12 protein-coding genes are annotated in these 17,891 nt (G+C 60.5%); 10 read left to right on the top strand and 2 right to left on the bottom strand.

From position 1 onward, the window contains the following. Positions 1-529 precede the first annotated feature (529 nt). Positions 530-1,036, top strand: coding sequence for a BRO-N domain-containing protein (locus AC07W4_RS00510; protein ID WP_495031124.1), 507 nt, complete (start codon positions 530-532; stop codon positions 1,034-1,036). Between the two features lie 60 nt (positions 1,037-1,096). On the opposite strand, the gene AC07W4_RS00515 is transcribed toward AC07W4_RS00510, so the two are convergent. After that, entirely contained in the window at positions 1,097-1,282 is a 186-nt protein-coding gene (locus AC07W4_RS00515; RefSeq protein WP_046041279.1) for a hypothetical protein, read from the bottom strand. Between the two features lie 416 nt (positions 1,283-1,698). Here AC07W4_RS00515 and AC07W4_RS00520 point away from each other — a divergent pair, with 416 nt between their 5' ends. The 7 genes from AC07W4_RS00520 to aauR all read left to right on the top strand — a co-directional run bounded on the left by AC07W4_RS00520 (position 1,699) and on the right by aauR (position 10,252). After that, a complete protein-coding gene (locus AC07W4_RS00520; RefSeq protein ID WP_495031125.1) occupies positions 1,699-3,327 on the top strand; it encodes a glucan biosynthesis protein D in 1,629 nt (542 codons plus the stop codon). 277 nt (positions 3,328-3,604) lie between these two features. Continuing rightward, positions 3,605-4,519, top strand: a complete 915-nt coding sequence (locus tag AC07W4_RS00525; RefSeq protein ID WP_008052706.1) for a glutamate/aspartate ABC transporter substrate-binding protein — start codon at positions 3,605-3,607, stop codon at positions 4,517-4,519. A 194-nt stretch (positions 4,520-4,713) separates the two neighbouring features. Then, complete coding sequence (locus AC07W4_RS00530) at positions 4,714-5,460, top strand: amino acid ABC transporter permease (protein ID WP_008021032.1); 747 nt, start codon at positions 4,714-4,716, stop codon at positions 5,458-5,460. Beyond that, positions 5,460-6,131, top strand: a complete 672-nt coding sequence (locus AC07W4_RS00535) for an amino acid ABC transporter permease (RefSeq protein WP_495031293.1) — start codon at positions 5,460-5,462, stop codon at positions 6,129-6,131. Before AC07W4_RS00530 ends, AC07W4_RS00535 begins: the two co-directional genes overlap by 1 nt. Beyond that, the gene (locus tag AC07W4_RS00540; protein WP_008021036.1) at positions 6,128-6,862 is read left to right on the top strand and encodes an amino acid ABC transporter ATP-binding protein; all 735 of its coding nucleotides are present in this window, start codon (positions 6,128-6,130) and stop codon (positions 6,860-6,862) included. Before AC07W4_RS00535 ends, AC07W4_RS00540 begins: the two co-directional genes overlap by 4 nt. Positions 6,863-7,025: 163 nt before the next feature. Next, entirely contained in the window at positions 7,026-8,927 is a 1,902-nt protein-coding gene (gene aauS, locus AC07W4_RS00545) for a two-component sensor histidine kinase AauS (protein ID WP_495031126.1), read from the top strand. Then, positions 8,924-10,252: a two-component response regulator AauR gene (gene aauR, locus AC07W4_RS00550; RefSeq protein ID WP_495031127.1), complete on the top strand. Its 1,329-nt coding sequence runs from the start codon at positions 8,924-8,926 to the stop codon at positions 10,250-10,252. The genes aauS and aauR overlap by 4 nt, the downstream gene beginning before the upstream one ends. Positions 10,253-10,433: 181 nt before the next feature. Here the strand turns inward: aauR and AC07W4_RS00555 are convergent, their stop codons facing one another. Beyond that, complete coding sequence (locus AC07W4_RS00555; RefSeq protein WP_495031128.1) at positions 10,434-11,468, bottom strand: alpha/beta fold hydrolase; 1,035 nt, start codon at positions 11,466-11,468, stop codon at positions 10,434-10,436. 219 nt (positions 11,469-11,687) lie between these two features. Here AC07W4_RS00555 and AC07W4_RS00560 point away from each other — a divergent pair, with 219 nt between their 5' ends. Next, on the top strand, positions 11,688-16,922 hold the full coding sequence (locus tag AC07W4_RS00560) for a dermonecrotic toxin domain-containing protein (RefSeq protein ID WP_495031129.1): 5,235 nt from the start codon (positions 11,688-11,690) through the stop codon (positions 16,920-16,922). 118 nt (positions 16,923-17,040) lie between these two features. After that, positions 17,041-17,891 (top strand): transcriptional regulator MetR (gene metR / locus AC07W4_RS00565; protein WP_495031130.1); only part of this gene is annotated, 851 nt, incomplete at its 3' end.

The following is a 17,891-nucleotide window of genomic DNA, read 5'->3' on the forward strand; positions in this document are numbered from 1 at the left end:
GTAGCAGCTGGCGAAGCCTGCGTTCGGCTGCGCAGCAGTCGTAAAGCCTGCGTGCGAGATCTTCCTGAAACACCGCGTGGTCCGATTTCACGACTGCTACGCAGCCGGACGCAGGCTACGCCAGCTGCTACAGATCGTATTTTGGCTTAACTGATCAGCACCACTCAGCGTTATACAAAACCAGCAAGATCCTACAGATCCGCCCTTCCTGAAAAACCCTCGATTCCTACAACACGCGTCGCCAGAGTAGACTTGGCGCCGCGAGCGCCTGACCGATAGGCTTTGCTCCGTCGCTGCCAAATCAGCGGCCCGGAGTCGAAGCCGGAACAAGTCAAAACGGTGCTCGTGTGCCCCCATAGAACTGTGGCTGTTTTATGCCTTCAGTTCTGCTTTATGGCGGGCCGTGTGGCGCGGGGCTTCCGGCTTCCGTTTTGATTGGAAGTGTCCCGGCTTCGAACGTCACTCGGTCCGCCACCCAACCTGTCGAAGGGTTGGTGGCGACTTTCCAAGCCAAAACGGAAATCACGCCATGCCAATGCATCCTCAAAGCTCGCCTCTTCCCTATTTCGATCCCTCCGTCTTCACCCGCCACAACCGCTTCCTCCACGCCTTCATGCAAGGCAACCAAGCCTGGTTCTGCGCCCAGGATCTGGGTCGCATGATGGGCAAACCACTCAATGATCGCCTGACCCTGAAACTCGATCCCGACCAACGTCGCACCGTCTGGCTGCGCAAGGACGGTAAAACGATCGAAACCCTGATGGTCAGCGAATCAGGCATGTACGCCTTGCTGGTTCACCACTTCGTCCCGGAAAACCGCAACCTGCGCCAGTGGTTGAGCAACGAAGTCATTCCCTCGCTGCGTGATGCGAAATCAGAGCCTGTGGAAAACCTGCCAAGCCTGAGTTCCTTGAACTGGGCCGGAGTTTCGGTGCCCTTGCTGCATTACCAACATCACGCCTGGATCAAGTGGCGAGACATGCCTGATTTGATGCAGGTACAGCGACCGTTCCCGGTTGTTGACACTTGCTGCTAAAGAACACATTGAGTGAATGATCAAAGGGGCCGACTTCAGCCGGCCCCTTTGATTGGCTAGTTAAAACCGCGAAACACTCCTCATCGCATCCACCAGATACCTCATCGCGATCCTGTCGCTCTCCGACAGTTCCCGATAGCGTTCCACCAGTTTCATTTCCTCGCTATTGAGCCGGCGTCTTCGTCGCCCCAGGGCCAGACACGGAAAGATTCCCAACATTTCGGTGATGCCTTGTACTTTCGACATGGACGATGTCCTTCTAAACGTCAAAGAAAACTGCAAAAAACCGCATCGCCCTCTCCCTTTTCAGCAGCCGCATCGTGCCGACTGAACCGCACCGGTCTTTCGGGCATAAACCGGTCATGTGCACAGAATAGAAATATTCCGGACGCTGAAAAGCTGTTTTTAGAGTAATTAGTCGAAAAAAGCAGAAATGCCCTTTAAATCAGAAGCCCCTGTCGGAATTGTTTCCCGACATGTCTTGTTTCATTGCCGAGCCAGCGCAGTGCCATCAATCAATTTTGCTCTTCAATCGAACGGTTTAAGCTGTCGGGCATCTGTGTAAAAGTCCGTTGTGTTTGGCCGAAGGCATGTCCGAACCGATATTTCTGATCCAGCACGTGCCAGGAACGGCGCGGGATTGTTCACGACAGGTTGTATTTATGCACCGCAGGAACTTGCTCAAAGCCTCCATGGCCATCGCGGCCTACACCGGTTTGTCCGCCACGGGACTGTTGGCCGCCCAAGCCTGGGCCGCCGGCGGCGGCACCGCTGATGGCGAGGCCACCGCGTTCGATTTCGAGGCGCTGAAGCTCCAGGCCAAACAGCTCGCCAGCAATCGCTACCAGGACACCAAGCAGCAGTTGCCGCCGACCCTGGCGACCATGACGCCGCAGAACTTCAATGCGATCCGCTACGACGGCAATCATTCGTTGTGGAAAGAGCTCAAGGGCCAACTGGACGTGCAGTTCTTCCACGTCGGCATGGGGTTCAAGCAGCCGGTGCGCATGTACAGCGTCGATCCGAAAACCCGGATGGCCCGCGAGGTGCATTTTCGCCCGTCGCTGTTCAACTATGAAAACACCACGGTCGACACCGCACAGCTCAAGGGCGACCTGGGTTTCTCCGGCTTCAAGTTGTTCAAGGCTCCGGAACTGGACAAGCACGACGTCGTGTCCTTCCTCGGTGCCAGTTATTTCCGCGCGGTAGACGCTACCGGCCAGTACGGCTTGTCGGCCCGCGGGCTGGCCATCGATACCTATGCCAAGAAACGTGAGGAATTCCCGGACTTCACCAGGTTCTGGTTCGAGACGCCGGACAAGGACAGCACCCGTTTCGTGGTCTATGCCCTGCTCGACTCGCCGAGCGCCACCGGTGCCTACCGCTTCGATATCGACTGCCAGGCCGAGCGCGTGGTGATGGAGATCGACGCCCACGTCAACGCACGGACCGCCATCGACCAGTTGGGCATTGCGCCGATGACCAGCATGTTCAGCTGCGGCACCCACGAGCGCCGCATGTGCGACACCATTCACCCGCAAATCCATGACTCCGACCGCCTGGCCATGTGGCGCGGCAACGGCGAGTGGATCTGCCGCCCGCTGAACAACCCGGCGACCCTGCAATTCAATGCCTTCGCCGATATCGACCCGAAGGGCTTCGGCCTGGTGCAGACCGATCACGAATTCGCCAGTTATCAGGACACCGTCGACTGGTACAGCCGTCGCCCGAGCCTGTGGGTCGAACCGACCACCGCGTGGGGCGAAGGCTCGGTCGATCTGCTGGAAATTCCTACGACCGGCGAAACCATGGACAACATCGTCGCCTTCTGGACGCCGAAGAAACCGGTGGCTGCGGGGGATTCGTTGAACTACGGCTACAAGCTGTACTGGAGCGCATTGCCGCCAGTCGGAACGCCATTGGCACGGGTCAACGCGACCCGCTCCGGGATGGGCGGCTTCACCGAGGGCTGGGCGCCGGGCGAACACTATCCGCCAGTGTGGGCGCGGCGCTTTGCCGTGGACTTCACCGGTGGTGGCCTGGACCGCTTGCCCGAAGGTACGGGCATCGAACCGGTCGTTACCTGCTCGAACGGCGAGGTCAAGGATTTCAGCATCCTGAAGCTCGACGACATCAAGGGCTACCGCATCCTGTTTGACTGGTACCCGACCAATGACAGCGTCGAGCCTGTCGAACTGCGCCTGTTCATCCGCACCAACGAGCGCACCCTGAGTGAAACCTGGTTGTACCAGTACTTCCCGCCAGCACCGGACAAGCGCAAGTACACCTGATGACCAGGTAGCACCCCGCCACCATTCGGTTTTCCGAACGCGACCTGCCGGTCGGTTCGGTTAACCGGATCATCTCACTGAAATTTCAACGCAAAAAATATTTAATTCCCTTGTAAATCAATATCTTGATCAATTGAGACTGGTCTGGCACGAGTCATGCTCTACACTTCTTCGACGAATGTCCTTTGCGCCTGCTCATCGTAGCGCTCAGGTATTTTGCAGCACAAAAGGGCCGATGAACTGGCTCCATAAAAAAAACAAAGTCGAGGAAAATTTGATGCGCATCGTTCCCCATATCCTGGGCGCAGCCATTGCTGCCGCTCTGATCAGCACGCCAGTTTTCGCCGCCGAACTCACCGGCACCCTGAAGAAAATCAAAGAGTCCGGCGTCATCACCCTCGGGCATCGCGACGCTTCCATTCCGTTCTCCTACATCGCGGATGCTTCCGGCAAACCGGTCGGCTACTCCCACGACATCCAGCTGAAGGTCGTCGAAGCGCTGAAAAAAGACCTCGACATGCCGAACCTCCAGGTCAAGTACAACCTGGTGACTTCGCAGACCCGCATCCCGCTGGTGCAGAACGGCACCGTGGACCTGGAGTGCGGTTCCACCACCAACAACGTCGAGCGTCAGCAGCAAGTTGACTTCTCCGTTGGCATCTTCGAAATCGGTACCCGTCTGCTGTCCAAGGCAGACTCCAAGTACAAGGATTTCGACGATCTGAAAGGCAAGAACGTCGTGACCACCGCCGGCACCACGTCCGAGCGCATCCTCAAGGCGATGAACGCCGACAAGCAGATGGGCATGAACGTCATCTCCGCAAAAGACCACGGCGAGTCCTTCCAGATGCTGGAAACCGGCCGCGCAGTGGCCTTCATGATGGACGACGCCCTGCTGGCTGGTGAAGCCGCCAAGGCCAAGAAGGCAAGTGACTGGGCCGTGACCGGCACTCCACAGTCCTTCGAAATCTACGGTTGCATGGTGCGCAAAGGCGACGAGCCGTTCAAAAAGGCTGTGGATGACGCCATCAAGGCCACCTACGCATCGGGCGAGATCAACAAGATCTACGATAAATGGTTCATGCAACCAATCCCGCCAAAAGGCCTGAACCTGAACTTCCCGATGAGCGACGAACTCAAGGCCCTGATCGCCAAACCGACTGATAAAGCGGCTGACGACAAGAAGTCCTGATTTCTGACTAACCTTATCTCCTGAGAGGGCCCTGGCCCTTTCAGGAGGTGGTCACTTCCTGCTGGCATTTTTTGGAAACACTCGAACCGGTGGCTGTCGAGCCGGGAGCGTGTGCCTGTCCCTCAAGGACAGGCGGGAACGGAGCTTCCCCCAAGCGGGCACTTGTACATCGATTGAACTGAGGGGAGACCCTAATGAATTACAACTGGGACTGGGGCGTGTTCTTCAAGTCCACCGGCGTGGGCAGCGAGACCTATTTCGACTGGTACCTGTCCGGTCTGGCCTGGACCATCGGCATCGCCATCGCGGCCTGGATCATCGCCCTGACACTGGGCTCGATCCTGGGCGTCATGCGTACCGTGCCGAACCGCATCGTATCGGGCATCGCCACCTGCTACGTCGAGCTCTTCCGTAACGTGCCGCTGCTGGTTCAGCTGTTCATCTGGTACTTCCTGGTACCCGACCTGCTGCCGGCGGACCTGCAAGAGTGGTACAAGCAGGATCTGAACCCGACCACCTCGGCCTTCCTCAGCGTCGTCGTATGCCTGGGCCTGTTCACCACCGCCCGGGTTTGCGAACAGGTGCGCACCGGTATCCAGGCCCTGCCAAAAGGCCAGGAATCCGCCGCCCGCGCCATGGGATTCAAGCTGCCGCAGATCTACTGGAACGTGCTGCTGCCCCAGGCCTACCGGATCATCATCCCGCCGCTTACCTCGGAATTTTTGAACGTCTTCAAGAACACCTCCGTGGCCTCGCTGATCGGCTTGATGGAATTGCTCGCGCAGACCAAACAGACCGCCGAGTTCTCCGCCAACCTGTTCGAAGCCTTTACCCTGGCAACGCTGATCTACTTCACCCTGAACATGAGCCTGATGTTGCTGATGCGCCTGGTCGAGAAGAAAGTCGCCGTACCGGGCCTGATCTCCGTAGGGGGTAAATGATGGAATTCGATTTCTCGGGCATCATCCCGTCCCTGCCGGGCCTGTGGAACGGCATGATCATGACCCTCAAGCTGATGGCCATGGGCGTGATCGGCGGCATCATCCTCGGCACCATCCTGGCGTTGATGCGTCTGTCCCACAATAAGGTGCTGTCGAATATCGCCGGCGCCTACGTCAACTATTTCCGCTCGATCCCCTTGCTGCTGGTGATCACCTGGTTCTACCTGGCGGTACCGTTCGTGCTGCGCTGGATCACCGGCGAAGACACGCCGATCGGCGCGTTCGCCTCGTGCATCGTGGCGTTCATGATGTTCGAAGCGGCGTACTTCTGCGAAATCGTCCGCGCCGGCGTACAGTCGATTCCCAAGGGCCAGATGGGCGCTGCCCAGGCACTGGGCATGACTTACGGCCAGATGATGCGCCTGATCATCCTGCCGCAAGCGTTCCGCAAGATGACGCCGCTGTTGCTGCAACAGAGCATCATCCTGTTTCAGGACACCTCGCTGGTCTACGCCGTCGGCCTGGTGGACTTCCTCAATGCTTCGCGCGCCAGTGGCGACATCATTGGCCGCTCCAATGAGTTCCTGATTTTCGCGGGTCTCGTGTACTTCATCATCAGCTTTGCCGCCTCGCAGCTGGTCAAGCGTCTGCAAAAAAGGTTCGCCGTATGATCTCTATCAAAAGCATCAACAAGTGGTATGGGGACTTCCAGGTACTGACTGATTGCAGCACCGAGGTCAAAAAAGGCGAAGTGATCGTGGTGTGCGGGCCGTCCGGTTCCGGCAAATCGACCCTGATCAAGTGCGTCAACGCCCTGGAACCGTTCCAGAAAGGCGACATCGTGGTCGACGGCACCTCCATCGCCGACCCGAAGACCAACCTGCCGAAACTGCGTTCGCGCGTGGGCATGGTGTTCCAGCACTTCGAGCTGTTCCCGCACCTGACCATCACCGAAAACCTGACCATCGCGCAGATCAAGGTGCTGGGCCGCAGCAAGGAAGAAGCCACCAAGAAAGGCCTGCAACTGCTCGAGCGCGTCGGTCTCTCGGCCCATGCCCACAAGCATCCGGGCCAACTGTCCGGTGGTCAGCAACAGCGTGTGGCGATTGCCCGCGCGCTGGCGATGGACCCGATCGTCATGCTGTTCGACGAACCGACCTCGGCGCTGGACCCGGAAATGGTCAACGAAGTGCTCGACGTGATGGTGCAACTGGCCCACGAAGGCATGACCATGATGTGCGTGACCCACGAAATGGGCTTCGCCCGTAAAGTGGCCGACCGCGTCATCTTCATGGACGCAGGCAAAATCATCGAAGACTGCCCGAAAGAGGAGTTTTTCGGCGACATCAACGCCCGTGCCGAGCGTACGCAGCACTTCCTCAACAAGATTCTGCAGCACTAAGAAAAACACCGCTCCCCAAATGTGGGAGCGGGCTTGCTCGCGAAGACGGCGGCACATCCAACATAGATGTGACTGACACACCGCTTTAGCGAGCAAGCCCGCTCCCACACTGGTTCAGTGGTGATCTTGAGATTTGCGTGGTGGTTGACCCAAGGCATCTGTGATGAAATGCGACCCCAATCTTTATCGCGCAGCGTCGCCATCACTCGCCGTGAAACCCCGTCTGGTTCGTCATTTGTTCCTGCCGCCGCTGATCATCGCCATGATGATCGGTCTGGGCTGTATCGGCTTCTGGATCAGTGAACACTACGGCATCCGCAGCCTCAGCGAAAACGGCCAGCGCCAGCTGGAACTGCACGCCCGCGCCGTCGAAAGCGAAATCAGCAAATACACCTACCTGCCCAGCCTGCTGGAGCTCGAAACCAGTGTTTCGCAGTTGCTGGCCGACCCGACCCCGGAACACCGGCAGACGGTCAACGATTACCTCGAAGGCCTGAACCGGCGCAGCCGCAGTCGGGCCATCTACGTGATGGACACCACCGGTCGCGTCATGGCCACCAGCAACTGGCGCGATGTCGACAGTTACCTGGGTGAAGACCTGTCCTTCCGCGCCTATTTCCAGAACGCCGTGCGCGGTCAGCCGGGGCGCTTCTACGGCATCGGCAGCACCAACGGTGAACCCGGGTACTACCTGGCCCATGGCCTGGAAGAACACGGCAAGATCATCGGCGTCGCCGTGGTCAAAGTCCGCCTGGAAGCCATGGAAGAACGCTGGCAACGGGCGCGCCTGGAAGCCTTTGTCAGCGACGAAAACGGCATCATCATTCTGTCCAGCGATCCGGCGCGGCGCTTGAAATCGGTGGTGCCGCTGAGCGAAGAAACCAAGGAAAAACTCGCCCGCAGCCTGCAGTACTACTGGTTCCCGCTCAATGAACTGCAGCCGCTGGCCCGGGAAACCCTGTCCGAAGGCGTGGAAAAACTCACGTTCCCGGCCAACAGCGAGCTGGTGTCCGACGATGAAAACATCAGCTACCTGGCGCAAACCCGGCCTCTAAGCGATACGCCGTGGAATTTCACCCTGCTCACGCCACTCCAGGATTTGCGCCGCGAAGCGATCAACCAGGGGATCCTCGTGGCGGTGGCGTTTGCCCTGCTGGCGTTCCTTTTGATCGCCTGGAACGAGCGGCGCAAGGTGATCGCCACCCGCCTGGCGGCCCGGGAAGCCTTGCAGGAAGCCAACAACCAGCTGGAGCGTCGGATTACCGAACGCACCACCGACCTGCGCGCCAGCAACGAACGGCTCAAGGGCCAGATCCGTGAACGCCGCCTCGCCGAAGAGACCTTGCGCCGCGCCCAGGATGAACTGGTGCAGGCCGGAAAGCTCGCGGCCATCGGCCAGATGTCCACCAGCATCGCCCACGAACTGAACCAGCCGCTGGCGGCGCTGCGCACCTTGTCCGGCAATACCGTGCGCTTCCTCGAACGCGGCCAGCTCGACGTGGCCAGCACCAACCTCAGGACCATCAACGAACTGATCGACCGCATGGGCCGAATCACCGCCAGCCTGCGCTCGTTCGCCCGGCGCGGGGACGACAAGGGCCAGGCCTGCCTCGGCAAAGCGGTGGACGCGGCCTTGCAATTGCTCGGCGGCCGGGTGGAAAACATTCACCTGCAACTGCACCGTGATTTCACCGATGTGCAGGTGCAGATCGACCAGACCCGCCTGGAGCAGATTCTGGTCAACCTGATCGGCAACGCCCTGGACGCCATGCAGGCGCAGCCGCAACCCGAGCTGTGGCTCGAAGGCGAAGCGTTCGATGGCAAATACCGCCTGCGCGTACGTGACAACGGCCACGGCATCGACGCCGAAGCGCGCAAGCACCTGTTCGAGCCGTTCTTCACCACCAAACCCGGCGAACAGGGCCTGGGCCTTGGCCTGACCCTTTCCGCCAGCCTTGCCGCCGCCACCGGCGGTCACCTGGGTGTCGAGCACCCGGCCAGCGGTGGTACCGCATTCGTCCTCAGTTTACCGTTGGTAAGCCTCACTCCCGCCGAGCCAATATGAACAACGACCTTAGTGTATTGATCGTCGAAGACGACCCCCATGTGCTGCTCGGCTGCCAACAGGCGCTGACCCTGGAAGACATTCCCTGCATTGGCGTGGGCAGCGCCGAAGAAGCCCTGGAGCGGGTCGGCGACAACTTCGCCGGCATCGTCGTCAGCGACATCCGCCTACCGGGCATCGATGGCCTGGAGTTGCTGACGCGACTCAAGGAGCGTGACCGCAGCCTGCCGGTGGTGCTGATCACCGGCCACGGCGACATCTCCATGGCCGTCGGCGCCATGCAAAAAGGCGCCTACGACTTCATGGAAAAGCCGTTTTCCCCTGAGCGCCTGGTGGATGTCGCCCGCCGCGCCCTGGAGCAACGCAGCCTGGCGCGGGAAGTCTCGTCGTTGCGTCGGCAACTGGCCGAACGCGACTCCCTCGAAGGGCGGATCATCGGGCGCTCGCCGGCCATGCAGAACCTGCGGGAACTGATCGCCAACGTCGCCGATACCTCGGCCAACGTGCTGATCGAAGGCGAGACCGGCACCGGCAAGGAATTGGTCGCGCGTTGCCTGCATGATTTCAGTCGGCGGCACACCAGGCAATTCGTCGCCTTGAACTGCGGTGGCCTGCCGGAAAACCTCTTCGAAAGTGAAATTTTCGGCCACGAAGCCAACGCCTTTACAGGTGCGGGCAAACGACGGATCGGCAAGATCGAACATGCCGACGGCGGCACGCTGTTCCTCGACGAAGTGGAAAGCATGCCCCTGCCCTTGCAGATCAAGTTGCTGCGGGTGTTGCAGGAACGCACCCTCGAACGCCTCGGTTCGAACCAAAGCGTAGCGGTGGATTGCCGGGTGATCGCGGCGACCAAATCCGACCTCGTCGAGTCGAGCAAGACCGGCGAATTCCGTAGCGACCTGTATTACCGCCTCAACGTGGTGACCCTGGAACTGCCACCGCTACGCGAGCGCCGCGAGGACATCCTGCAACTGTTCGAACACTTTTTGCAGCAGTCGTCCCTGCGCTTCGACCGCGCGGTGCCGGAGCTGGACAACCAGACTGTTTCGAACCTGATGAGCCACGACTGGCCGGGTAACGTGCGTGAACTGCGCAACGTTGCCGAGCGCTTTGCCCTGGGCCTGCCGGCGTTCAAGAAAGCCGGTGCCGGCGGCGGCAATCAGGGCCTGGCCTTTGCCGAAGCGGTGGAAGCCTTCGAGCGCAACCTGCTCAGCGATGCCTTGCAACGCAGCGGCGGCAACCTGACCCAGGCCAGCCAGGAACTCGGCATGGCCAAGACCACGCTGTTCGACAAAGTGAAAAAGTACGGGCTAAGTCACTAGGGCGTGGTGGCGGCCACTGCCGTGGTGACTGTCTGGCTACCCTTTCACGGATAAATGCATTCTCCTGTGGGAGCGGGCTTGCTCGCGAAGAGGGAGTATCAGTTGGCATTTGAGTTGACTGACACACCGCTTTCGTCGGATCGCCGCCCGGAGCAAGCCCGTTCCCACATTGGATTGGCGGTTACAGGAGATTGTGATCGGCCACAGGCTCGATCTGCGCCCAGTGCGAAGTGTCCTCGCGGTGTTCGCGCAAATACGGCAACACAGCCCCCAGCAACGGCGCCTTGAACGCCTCCTGGAAACGATGGGCCAGGCCCGGAATCAGGATCAACTGACTACCACGCAGATGCGCCGCCAGGTGCACCCCGTGCATCACCGGCAGCAGCGGGTCGGCCGTGCCATGCACCACCAGCGCCGGTACCCGCAACTGGTTGAGCAGCGCCACCCGGCTCGGCTCGGCGAGAATGGCCATGATCTGGCGTTTCACACCCTCGGGATTGAACGCCCGGTCATAGGACAGTGCCGCCTGATGCAACAACGCCTGGCGATCATCGGTGACCATCGGGCTGCCCAGCGCGGCCAGCAGATCGGCCTGTTGCTCCAGTGCCACTTCGCGGTTCGGTGCTCCACGTCGCGCGAGTAATTGCACCAGCGCCGCACTCGGCGCCGGCAAGCCTTCGGCACCGGAGGTGGTCATGATCAAGGTCAGGCTCTCGATTCGCTGCGGTGCCATGGCCGCCATGTGCTGGGCGATCATCCCGCCCATGCTGGCGCCCAACACGTGGAATCGATCGATGTGCAAGGCGTCCATCAGTCCCAGGCCATCGTCGGCCATATCGGTCAGCGAATACGGCGACGACACCGGTAATCCGAGTTTGTAGCGCAATACCTCGAATGTCAGGTTGGCTTCGGCCGGTGCTTGCCGCCAGGTCGACAGGCCGACATCGCGATTGTCATAGCGGATCACCCGAAACCCCTGCTGGCACAGGGCGACCACCACCTCGTCCGGCCAGTGAATCAATTGCCCGCCAAGGCCCATCACCAACAGCAAGGCCGGATCGGACGCACGGCCGATGCTCTGGTACGCCAGGCTTACCTGGGCCAGATCCACCCGTTCGGTCGGAACATTGACGTCACAACGCGAAGCCGCCAGGGACGGCAGGCCGAACAACAACGCGGCCAACAATACGATTCGTGAAAGGAATGAAGCACCCATGAAAAAACACCAAAACGCAGAACCCCAGTAGAGCGCGAGTCTGATGAAGTTTGTTCAAGCGCGCTGCCACAGTTCCATGACAGTTTGATGAAGAGTGCCGAGCGGTCATTCGGCGTCGAAATCAGCCCCGCGATAACTATGTACCACCTGCCCCCCCTGACGATGGACCTCTAATGCCCGTAACGCCGGCACCGCCCGGTCTTCTGGAGACTCATCGTCATGGTTGACGAAACCACCCCCCTTACGGCCGATTTCGGCCTTACCTTCCCTTTGCCCGCGAACCTGGACCAAGGCCTGAGCCTGAGCGCATCGGCACGCTGGGAAGAATGCTGCGACCAGTGGCGCACCCTCATGGCGCAAAGCTCGCAAGCCCACCTCGACACCGCTTGGTGGAGCGCACGTGCGCTTGGCACCGATCGCTCGCGTCGGGAACAAGCCATCCGCTTGTATCGCCGGCATTTCGAGGTGTCGAGCCAATGGGCGTTTGCCCAAGGCATTCTCGATGCCGTGCAGATCAAAACGCTACTGGCGCTTATCGAGCCGCCAGCGCAAACAACAACGCCTGATCAGCACCTCGTATACGTCGAACAGCTGAATCTCGAAGATGACAACGGTGTGTCTGCCCCACTGTCGGGCGCACTGGTCATCACCCGGGATACCGATCAACCAGTCACTCAGCTGTTGTATCTGCCTTCGCACTCATCCGCCTGGATGACATTTCAAAACCGAATTGAACTGGAGCGCTGGTTGACCGAGCATCAACCACAGCGGTTCGATCAGCCCCGACTGTCGATGGACAAGATCAGTGTCGGTTACACCGTCCTCGACAAGGCGGTGCTGCACACCGGCGCCTCAGCCCTGTTGTCCCGCTTGTCCGTCACCCCCGCGAGCCGGCCCGGCAATGCTGCCGTGCTGGCCGCGCCCCCCGACCTGCCACCAGTGGAGACAGACGACAACGCTGCCCTGTTCGGCCTGCTCAGTCCCGATATTCCCCTGGGCGTGCGTCACCGCGCGCTGGCACAACAGCGGACAGCACTGGAGAGTCTGCTCGGCGATGACTTTACGGGGGACGCCAAGGATCCGCGTCTGCAACGCCTGCACCAGCAACTCGAGGCCCTCAGTGCCGCCGAGCAAGCCAGCAGCGCCGCCGCAACAGCGCTACTGGACACCACCGATGGCCTAAAATGGCTGGAGTTGCGCCACCAGCCGGGTCCGCATTACGCCGCCCTGCACCAGGCACGCCAAGACGGTTTGCGCGCCGAAGCCGAACTGCAATTGAGCCTGAATCAGATCAACAGTGAAGAGCATCAATGGCTCATCAGTGTGCTGGACGCCCCCGATCAGCCCCGAGCGGCCGACCTGGTGGTCGCGCGGCTGGAACTGTCGGCAACCGACACCGAAGGTGGCACCCGCCGCACGCAAACCGAGGAACTGGACGGTGTTCTGCTGTTTGCCAAATCCTCGGCATTGCTGGCGCATTCGACCGACAGCCTGTTGCTCTACTGGCCCGGACGCTTCGGTGGACTGCAACGGTTTGCCTCTCGACAGCTGCTGGAACAGTCGCTGTTCAAACGCCCGGTCAACGAGCCTGCCCTGGCACTGCACGTTTTGCCGCTGAGCGGTCCGCCGTTTGAATACGCCCTGCAAACCCAGCTCCACAGCTGTGAACAACAAGCGGCCCGGATCATCGCCGCCAATCCTGTTCCACCTCGTACCAGCGAGCGTGCGGCCGGACTGGAAAAACTGCGCGAACAGACCCTCGCCTGCCTGACCGTCCCCCAATCCGCCGCCCGGGACTGGGCGTACGCACGCTTCGTCGAGCAAAACCAGAGCAGTGCGCTGGCCGCTCAATTGCCGTCGTGGCATCGCGAACTGCCCACCGTGCAGCGTGACCGGCTCAAGACGCTGTTCAAATCCTGGATCGCCGCGATGCAGCGCTCCCACGCGTGGTTCGAACGCGAATTGCCGCCACGGGAAGCCTTCGCCCTCAAGGCTGTCGACACCCGGCTGCGCCAGGACTTCGAGCTCACTCAAGCGGCGCAGGTGCTACTCGACGTTCCGGATTCAACCAGCTGGCGCAAAGTAGTCATTGAAGGCTCCGCTCCGGGCACCCCTCAGCAAAATGTTCTGGTCGCCGGCGAGCAGCGCAGCAAGCTGTCCCTGGGTGAGCTGGCGCTGAACAATATCGATCAGCAAATGCTGTGGCGACTGTCGTTCATGCGGGTCGAGGTCAGCGGGGTCGACACCGCGCAACAGCAGAAACTGAAAAGCGCTATCACTACGTCCTGGTTGCGCAAGCTGGTCACCGAACTGGATCTGGCCGGGAAATATGAAACGCTGATCCGCGAGACCTTTCTCGGCCCCTCGACGGCATCGACGTTCAGCAATGAATATCGGCGCGAATGTCTGACTGAGCCGTGGCGCCTGATGCTTCGCCTGCAAGGCGAATTCGCCGAGTTGGCAAAGGACATCGATGCCAACGGCCGGCAAGTACTGGAAATCGCCATCGACGCCAGCAGCCGTGAAGCCTTTGCCAGCAACGGCAAGCGCATCGAGTTGCTGCCCGCGCACCTGACCGTGGGCGGCAAGGACACCCACGCCGAGGGACCGAGTACGTTGTCCGGCGTCACCTTTATCGTGGAGCACATCAGCGGCCTGACCCTGCTGTATCTGCCCGACAGCCCCGACGGCGTTTATCTGCGCCAGTTCGACAGCCTTGAACAGGCACGGATGCGCCTGTTCAACGATTGCCTGCGCAACTCGATGGTCAACTACCTGGCCGGCCGGGCCTTGAAGGGCGATGTCGCCCACCACGTCAGCCGGATCAACCAGGCCCGATTGAAAAACTTCGACGGGCTGATCGGCGTCGGTACGCCCTGGCCAGCCAGCACGTCCCTGGCAGCGCATCTGCTGAATGTACACATGGGCCGTTTGCTGGAAGCCCATCGGGCGACTTCGCGCTCCAATGATGCGTTGTACGTGGAGCAGGTCGCCTTGAAATCCGGCGCAATGTTCAACTACCTGAAAATGGCCGTGGGCATGCTGCCCTTCGTCGGTGCGACCATCGCCCTGTACGACGCCTGGAACAGCGCCAACCTGGCGGTGGCGGCCTTCCTGCGCGGTGATGTCGGCCATGGTCTGGCCGAGGTGGAGGCGGTGCTGTTGTCGCTGATCGACGCGGCCATGGACATTCTCCCCGGCACCATTGCCACCCCTGCTGCAGCCCGCGTTGCCACGCGCAGTCGTCAGTGGCGGGCGCTGGGCAAAAGTCCGCGTGCCTTGCAGGTATCGACGCAACACCAGGCGCGGCGTTCGCTGGAGCGCTTCAAGGGTTATGAATATGAAAAACCGATTTCCCTCGCGGGTCTACACCCAGGCAGCGAAGGTATTTATCGCAACGTGTATCGACACGCCGACGGCGACTTCATGCTCAGACAGGGGCGAATCTATCGTATCGAACTGGAAGGCAATCCACCCCGCTGGCGCTTGAGCGGCACCAGCAGCCGGACCTACAAACAGCCAATCGCCCTCGATGAGTCAGGCCAGTGGAACACCCACTACGCGGTGTACGGCACAGTGATCGAAGGGGGTGGCGTGGGCGGCGGTGCCGTACTCGGACACATGGCCGACGGGCTCGACCCGATCTGGCCTGCCGCCATTCGCAACCGGCTGCCACGCTGGTGGACGGACCGCGCCTTGCGCCGGCAATTGACCTTGAAAAACACCGCCGATGCCTATACCCGGCGCCTCGATGCCCAGACCTGCAAGAACAACAGCCTGGTGCAGGGCTACTACGATCTCGCACCCGCGCAACGCCCGGCACTTCGCTCCGCTGTCGACCTTGCCTGCCTGAACGATATCGAAACCGCACAGGCTTTGTACCTGACCCTTGAAGAGCTGATCGTGTTGAGCCATGGCAGCAATCGCGCCCAGATCAACGACATTCAAAGCCGCTGCGCCTGGATTATTGTCGACCGCCTGGACCGCAGGATCGGCCTGGCCCGGGAGCGACTGATGGAAAGTCTCGACCGGATCGATCAGTTGATCAACCGTTCGGATTCAACGCCGATCAACGATACCGCTGCACATTTGAAACTGATGGCCGAGCGCAAGGAGGTCCGAAAAACCTTTATCAAGGAGTTCGACCAGCAACACCAGGCCGTCGAGCAAGCCAACCGATGGAACCGCAGCATCACCCGCCCCAGGCATAAAGAGAAGGTGGCCAAGACTGTCGAACAGCTGAACAAGACATACAGCGATGCCAATTACCGGTACCTGAAGGCGACGCAAGTGCTGGAAACCATTACCCACTACGACGCTGTCGACGACCTGTCATGGACCTACTTTCATGTGCAGTTGAAAATGTCCCGCGAGAAGGTTGGGCGCACCCTGCAGACCCAATATGAACTGCCGCAAGTAAGCTCCGACGTCGGCCAGCGCAACAGGGTTCTCGAAGACTGCCTGGCCATTTACACCCAATTCCGTCGCCAGCTTGGCGCCTGGACACTGGGTTATCCGCAACACCTGGACTTGGAGCAAGTCACTGTGTTTCTGGATAACCTCGATCAGATGGAAGCATTCGCTCGCGATGCCCTCAAGAACCGCGCCTCCATCACGCCAGTGGAAGAACGCCCCGGACGGCAATTGTTTGAAACTGAGGACAACCAGTTGCTGATCGGCGTGGCCAGCACCGACACCACTACGCGGCAACAGCGCTTCACCATCGAAAGAATCGGTGGCCGCACGGAAACCTGGCTACCGCGTTCCAGTGGTAAATATCACCTCAGCGAGCCAGCGGGCTCCGTGCAGCCGGAACTGCCGACCGATGTCGGCCCGTTGCTGACAGAAGCCAGGAACAGGCTGGAGGCGGCAAGCGCCTACAGCCGCAAAGTCGAAGGCTACGCTCGGCAAGACATGTTGCCGGTCGACCTTGAGCACATGATGAGCAGCGAGGCCACGGAGTTGACCACGCGCGCCCGGGCCATCGAACGATTGTCCCCCGCCGAGGCCGTCGTGCTGCAATTGCGCAATCGGGCCGATGAAATGTTGCGCACGGGGCGTACCTTGCGCATCAATCAAACCATGAGCAGCAAAACCCCGACCGAAGGTTATCTGGACTATCTGCTTGAACAGCAAGTGGTGGACATTCGCAAGGAAGGCGGCCTGCGCGACCTGGGCAAACGCGCCGACGGACGACGGGATTTCCTGCAGGAATACGAAGTGCGCGACCTGCGCAGCGAACCTGCACAAACCCTGTGGTACGCGCACTTCCACTACACCTCGGCCAAGCCTCAGTTCAGAGACTTCGTCAAAGGCCACCTGAAACGGCCGGAACAACGCAACCTGGGCCTGCAATGGCAGAAGGACGTGGCCGCCAGTGGCGGTACGGTCGAGGCGATCTGGCGCGGCGACATCGGCAAACCGCTGGGCAACAAGCACTTTTCCACGCTGTGAAGTAACAACGGCGGAGCACGCAATGTGCTCTGCCGTGCTTAGGGTCGACAGCGGCATCAACATGAGACAAACTCAATCTTTTCGATTTATCGACAAGTTTTACTCATGGAGCCCCCCGGTGCTTGAAATCCGTCACCTCAAGACCCTGCACGCCTTGCGCGAAGCCGACAGCCTGGTGGATGCGGCTGATCGCCTGCACCTGACCCAGTCGGCCCTGTCTCACCAGTTCAAGGAGCTGGAAGAGCGAATGGGCATGCCGTTGTTCGTGCGCAAGACCAAACCGGTGCGTTTCACCAGCGCCGGTTTGCGCCTGCTTCAATTGGCCGACGCCACCTTGCCGCTGCTACGCGCTGCCGAGCGTGACATCAGTCGCCTGGCCGGTGGCACCGCCGGGCGCCTGCACATGGCCATCGAATGCCACAGTTGCTTCCAATGGCTGATGCCGACCATCGACCAGTTCCGCGACGCCTGGCCGGAAGTCGAACTGGACCTGGCTTCGGGTTTTTCCTTCGCCCCGCTGCCGGCCCTGGCCCGTGGCGACCTGGACCTGGTGGTAACCTCCGACCCGCTGGATCTGGCCGGGATCACCTATGTACCGCTGTTCACTTATGAAGCGATGCTGGCGGTGGCCAACCAGCACCGACTGGCCGGCAAAGCCTACATCGTCCCCGAAGACCTGCTCCCGGAAACCCTGATCACCTACCCGGTGGAACGGGACCGGCTGGACATCTTCACCCGCTTCCTCGAACCCGCCGACATCGAACCGGCCCAGGTCCGCACCTCGGAACTGACGGTCATGATGATGCAACTGGTGGCCAGCGGTCGCGGCGTGTGCGGCATGCCCCATTGGGCGCTGCATGAATACAGCTCGCGGGGTTACGTGAAAGGCAAGCGGCTGGGTGAGAAAGGTTTGTTCGCCACGCTGTATGCGGCGATCCGCGCCGACATGCTCGATGCGCCGTACATGCG

Source organism: Pseudomonas sp. GW821-FHT02A08 (assembly GCF_059422045.1).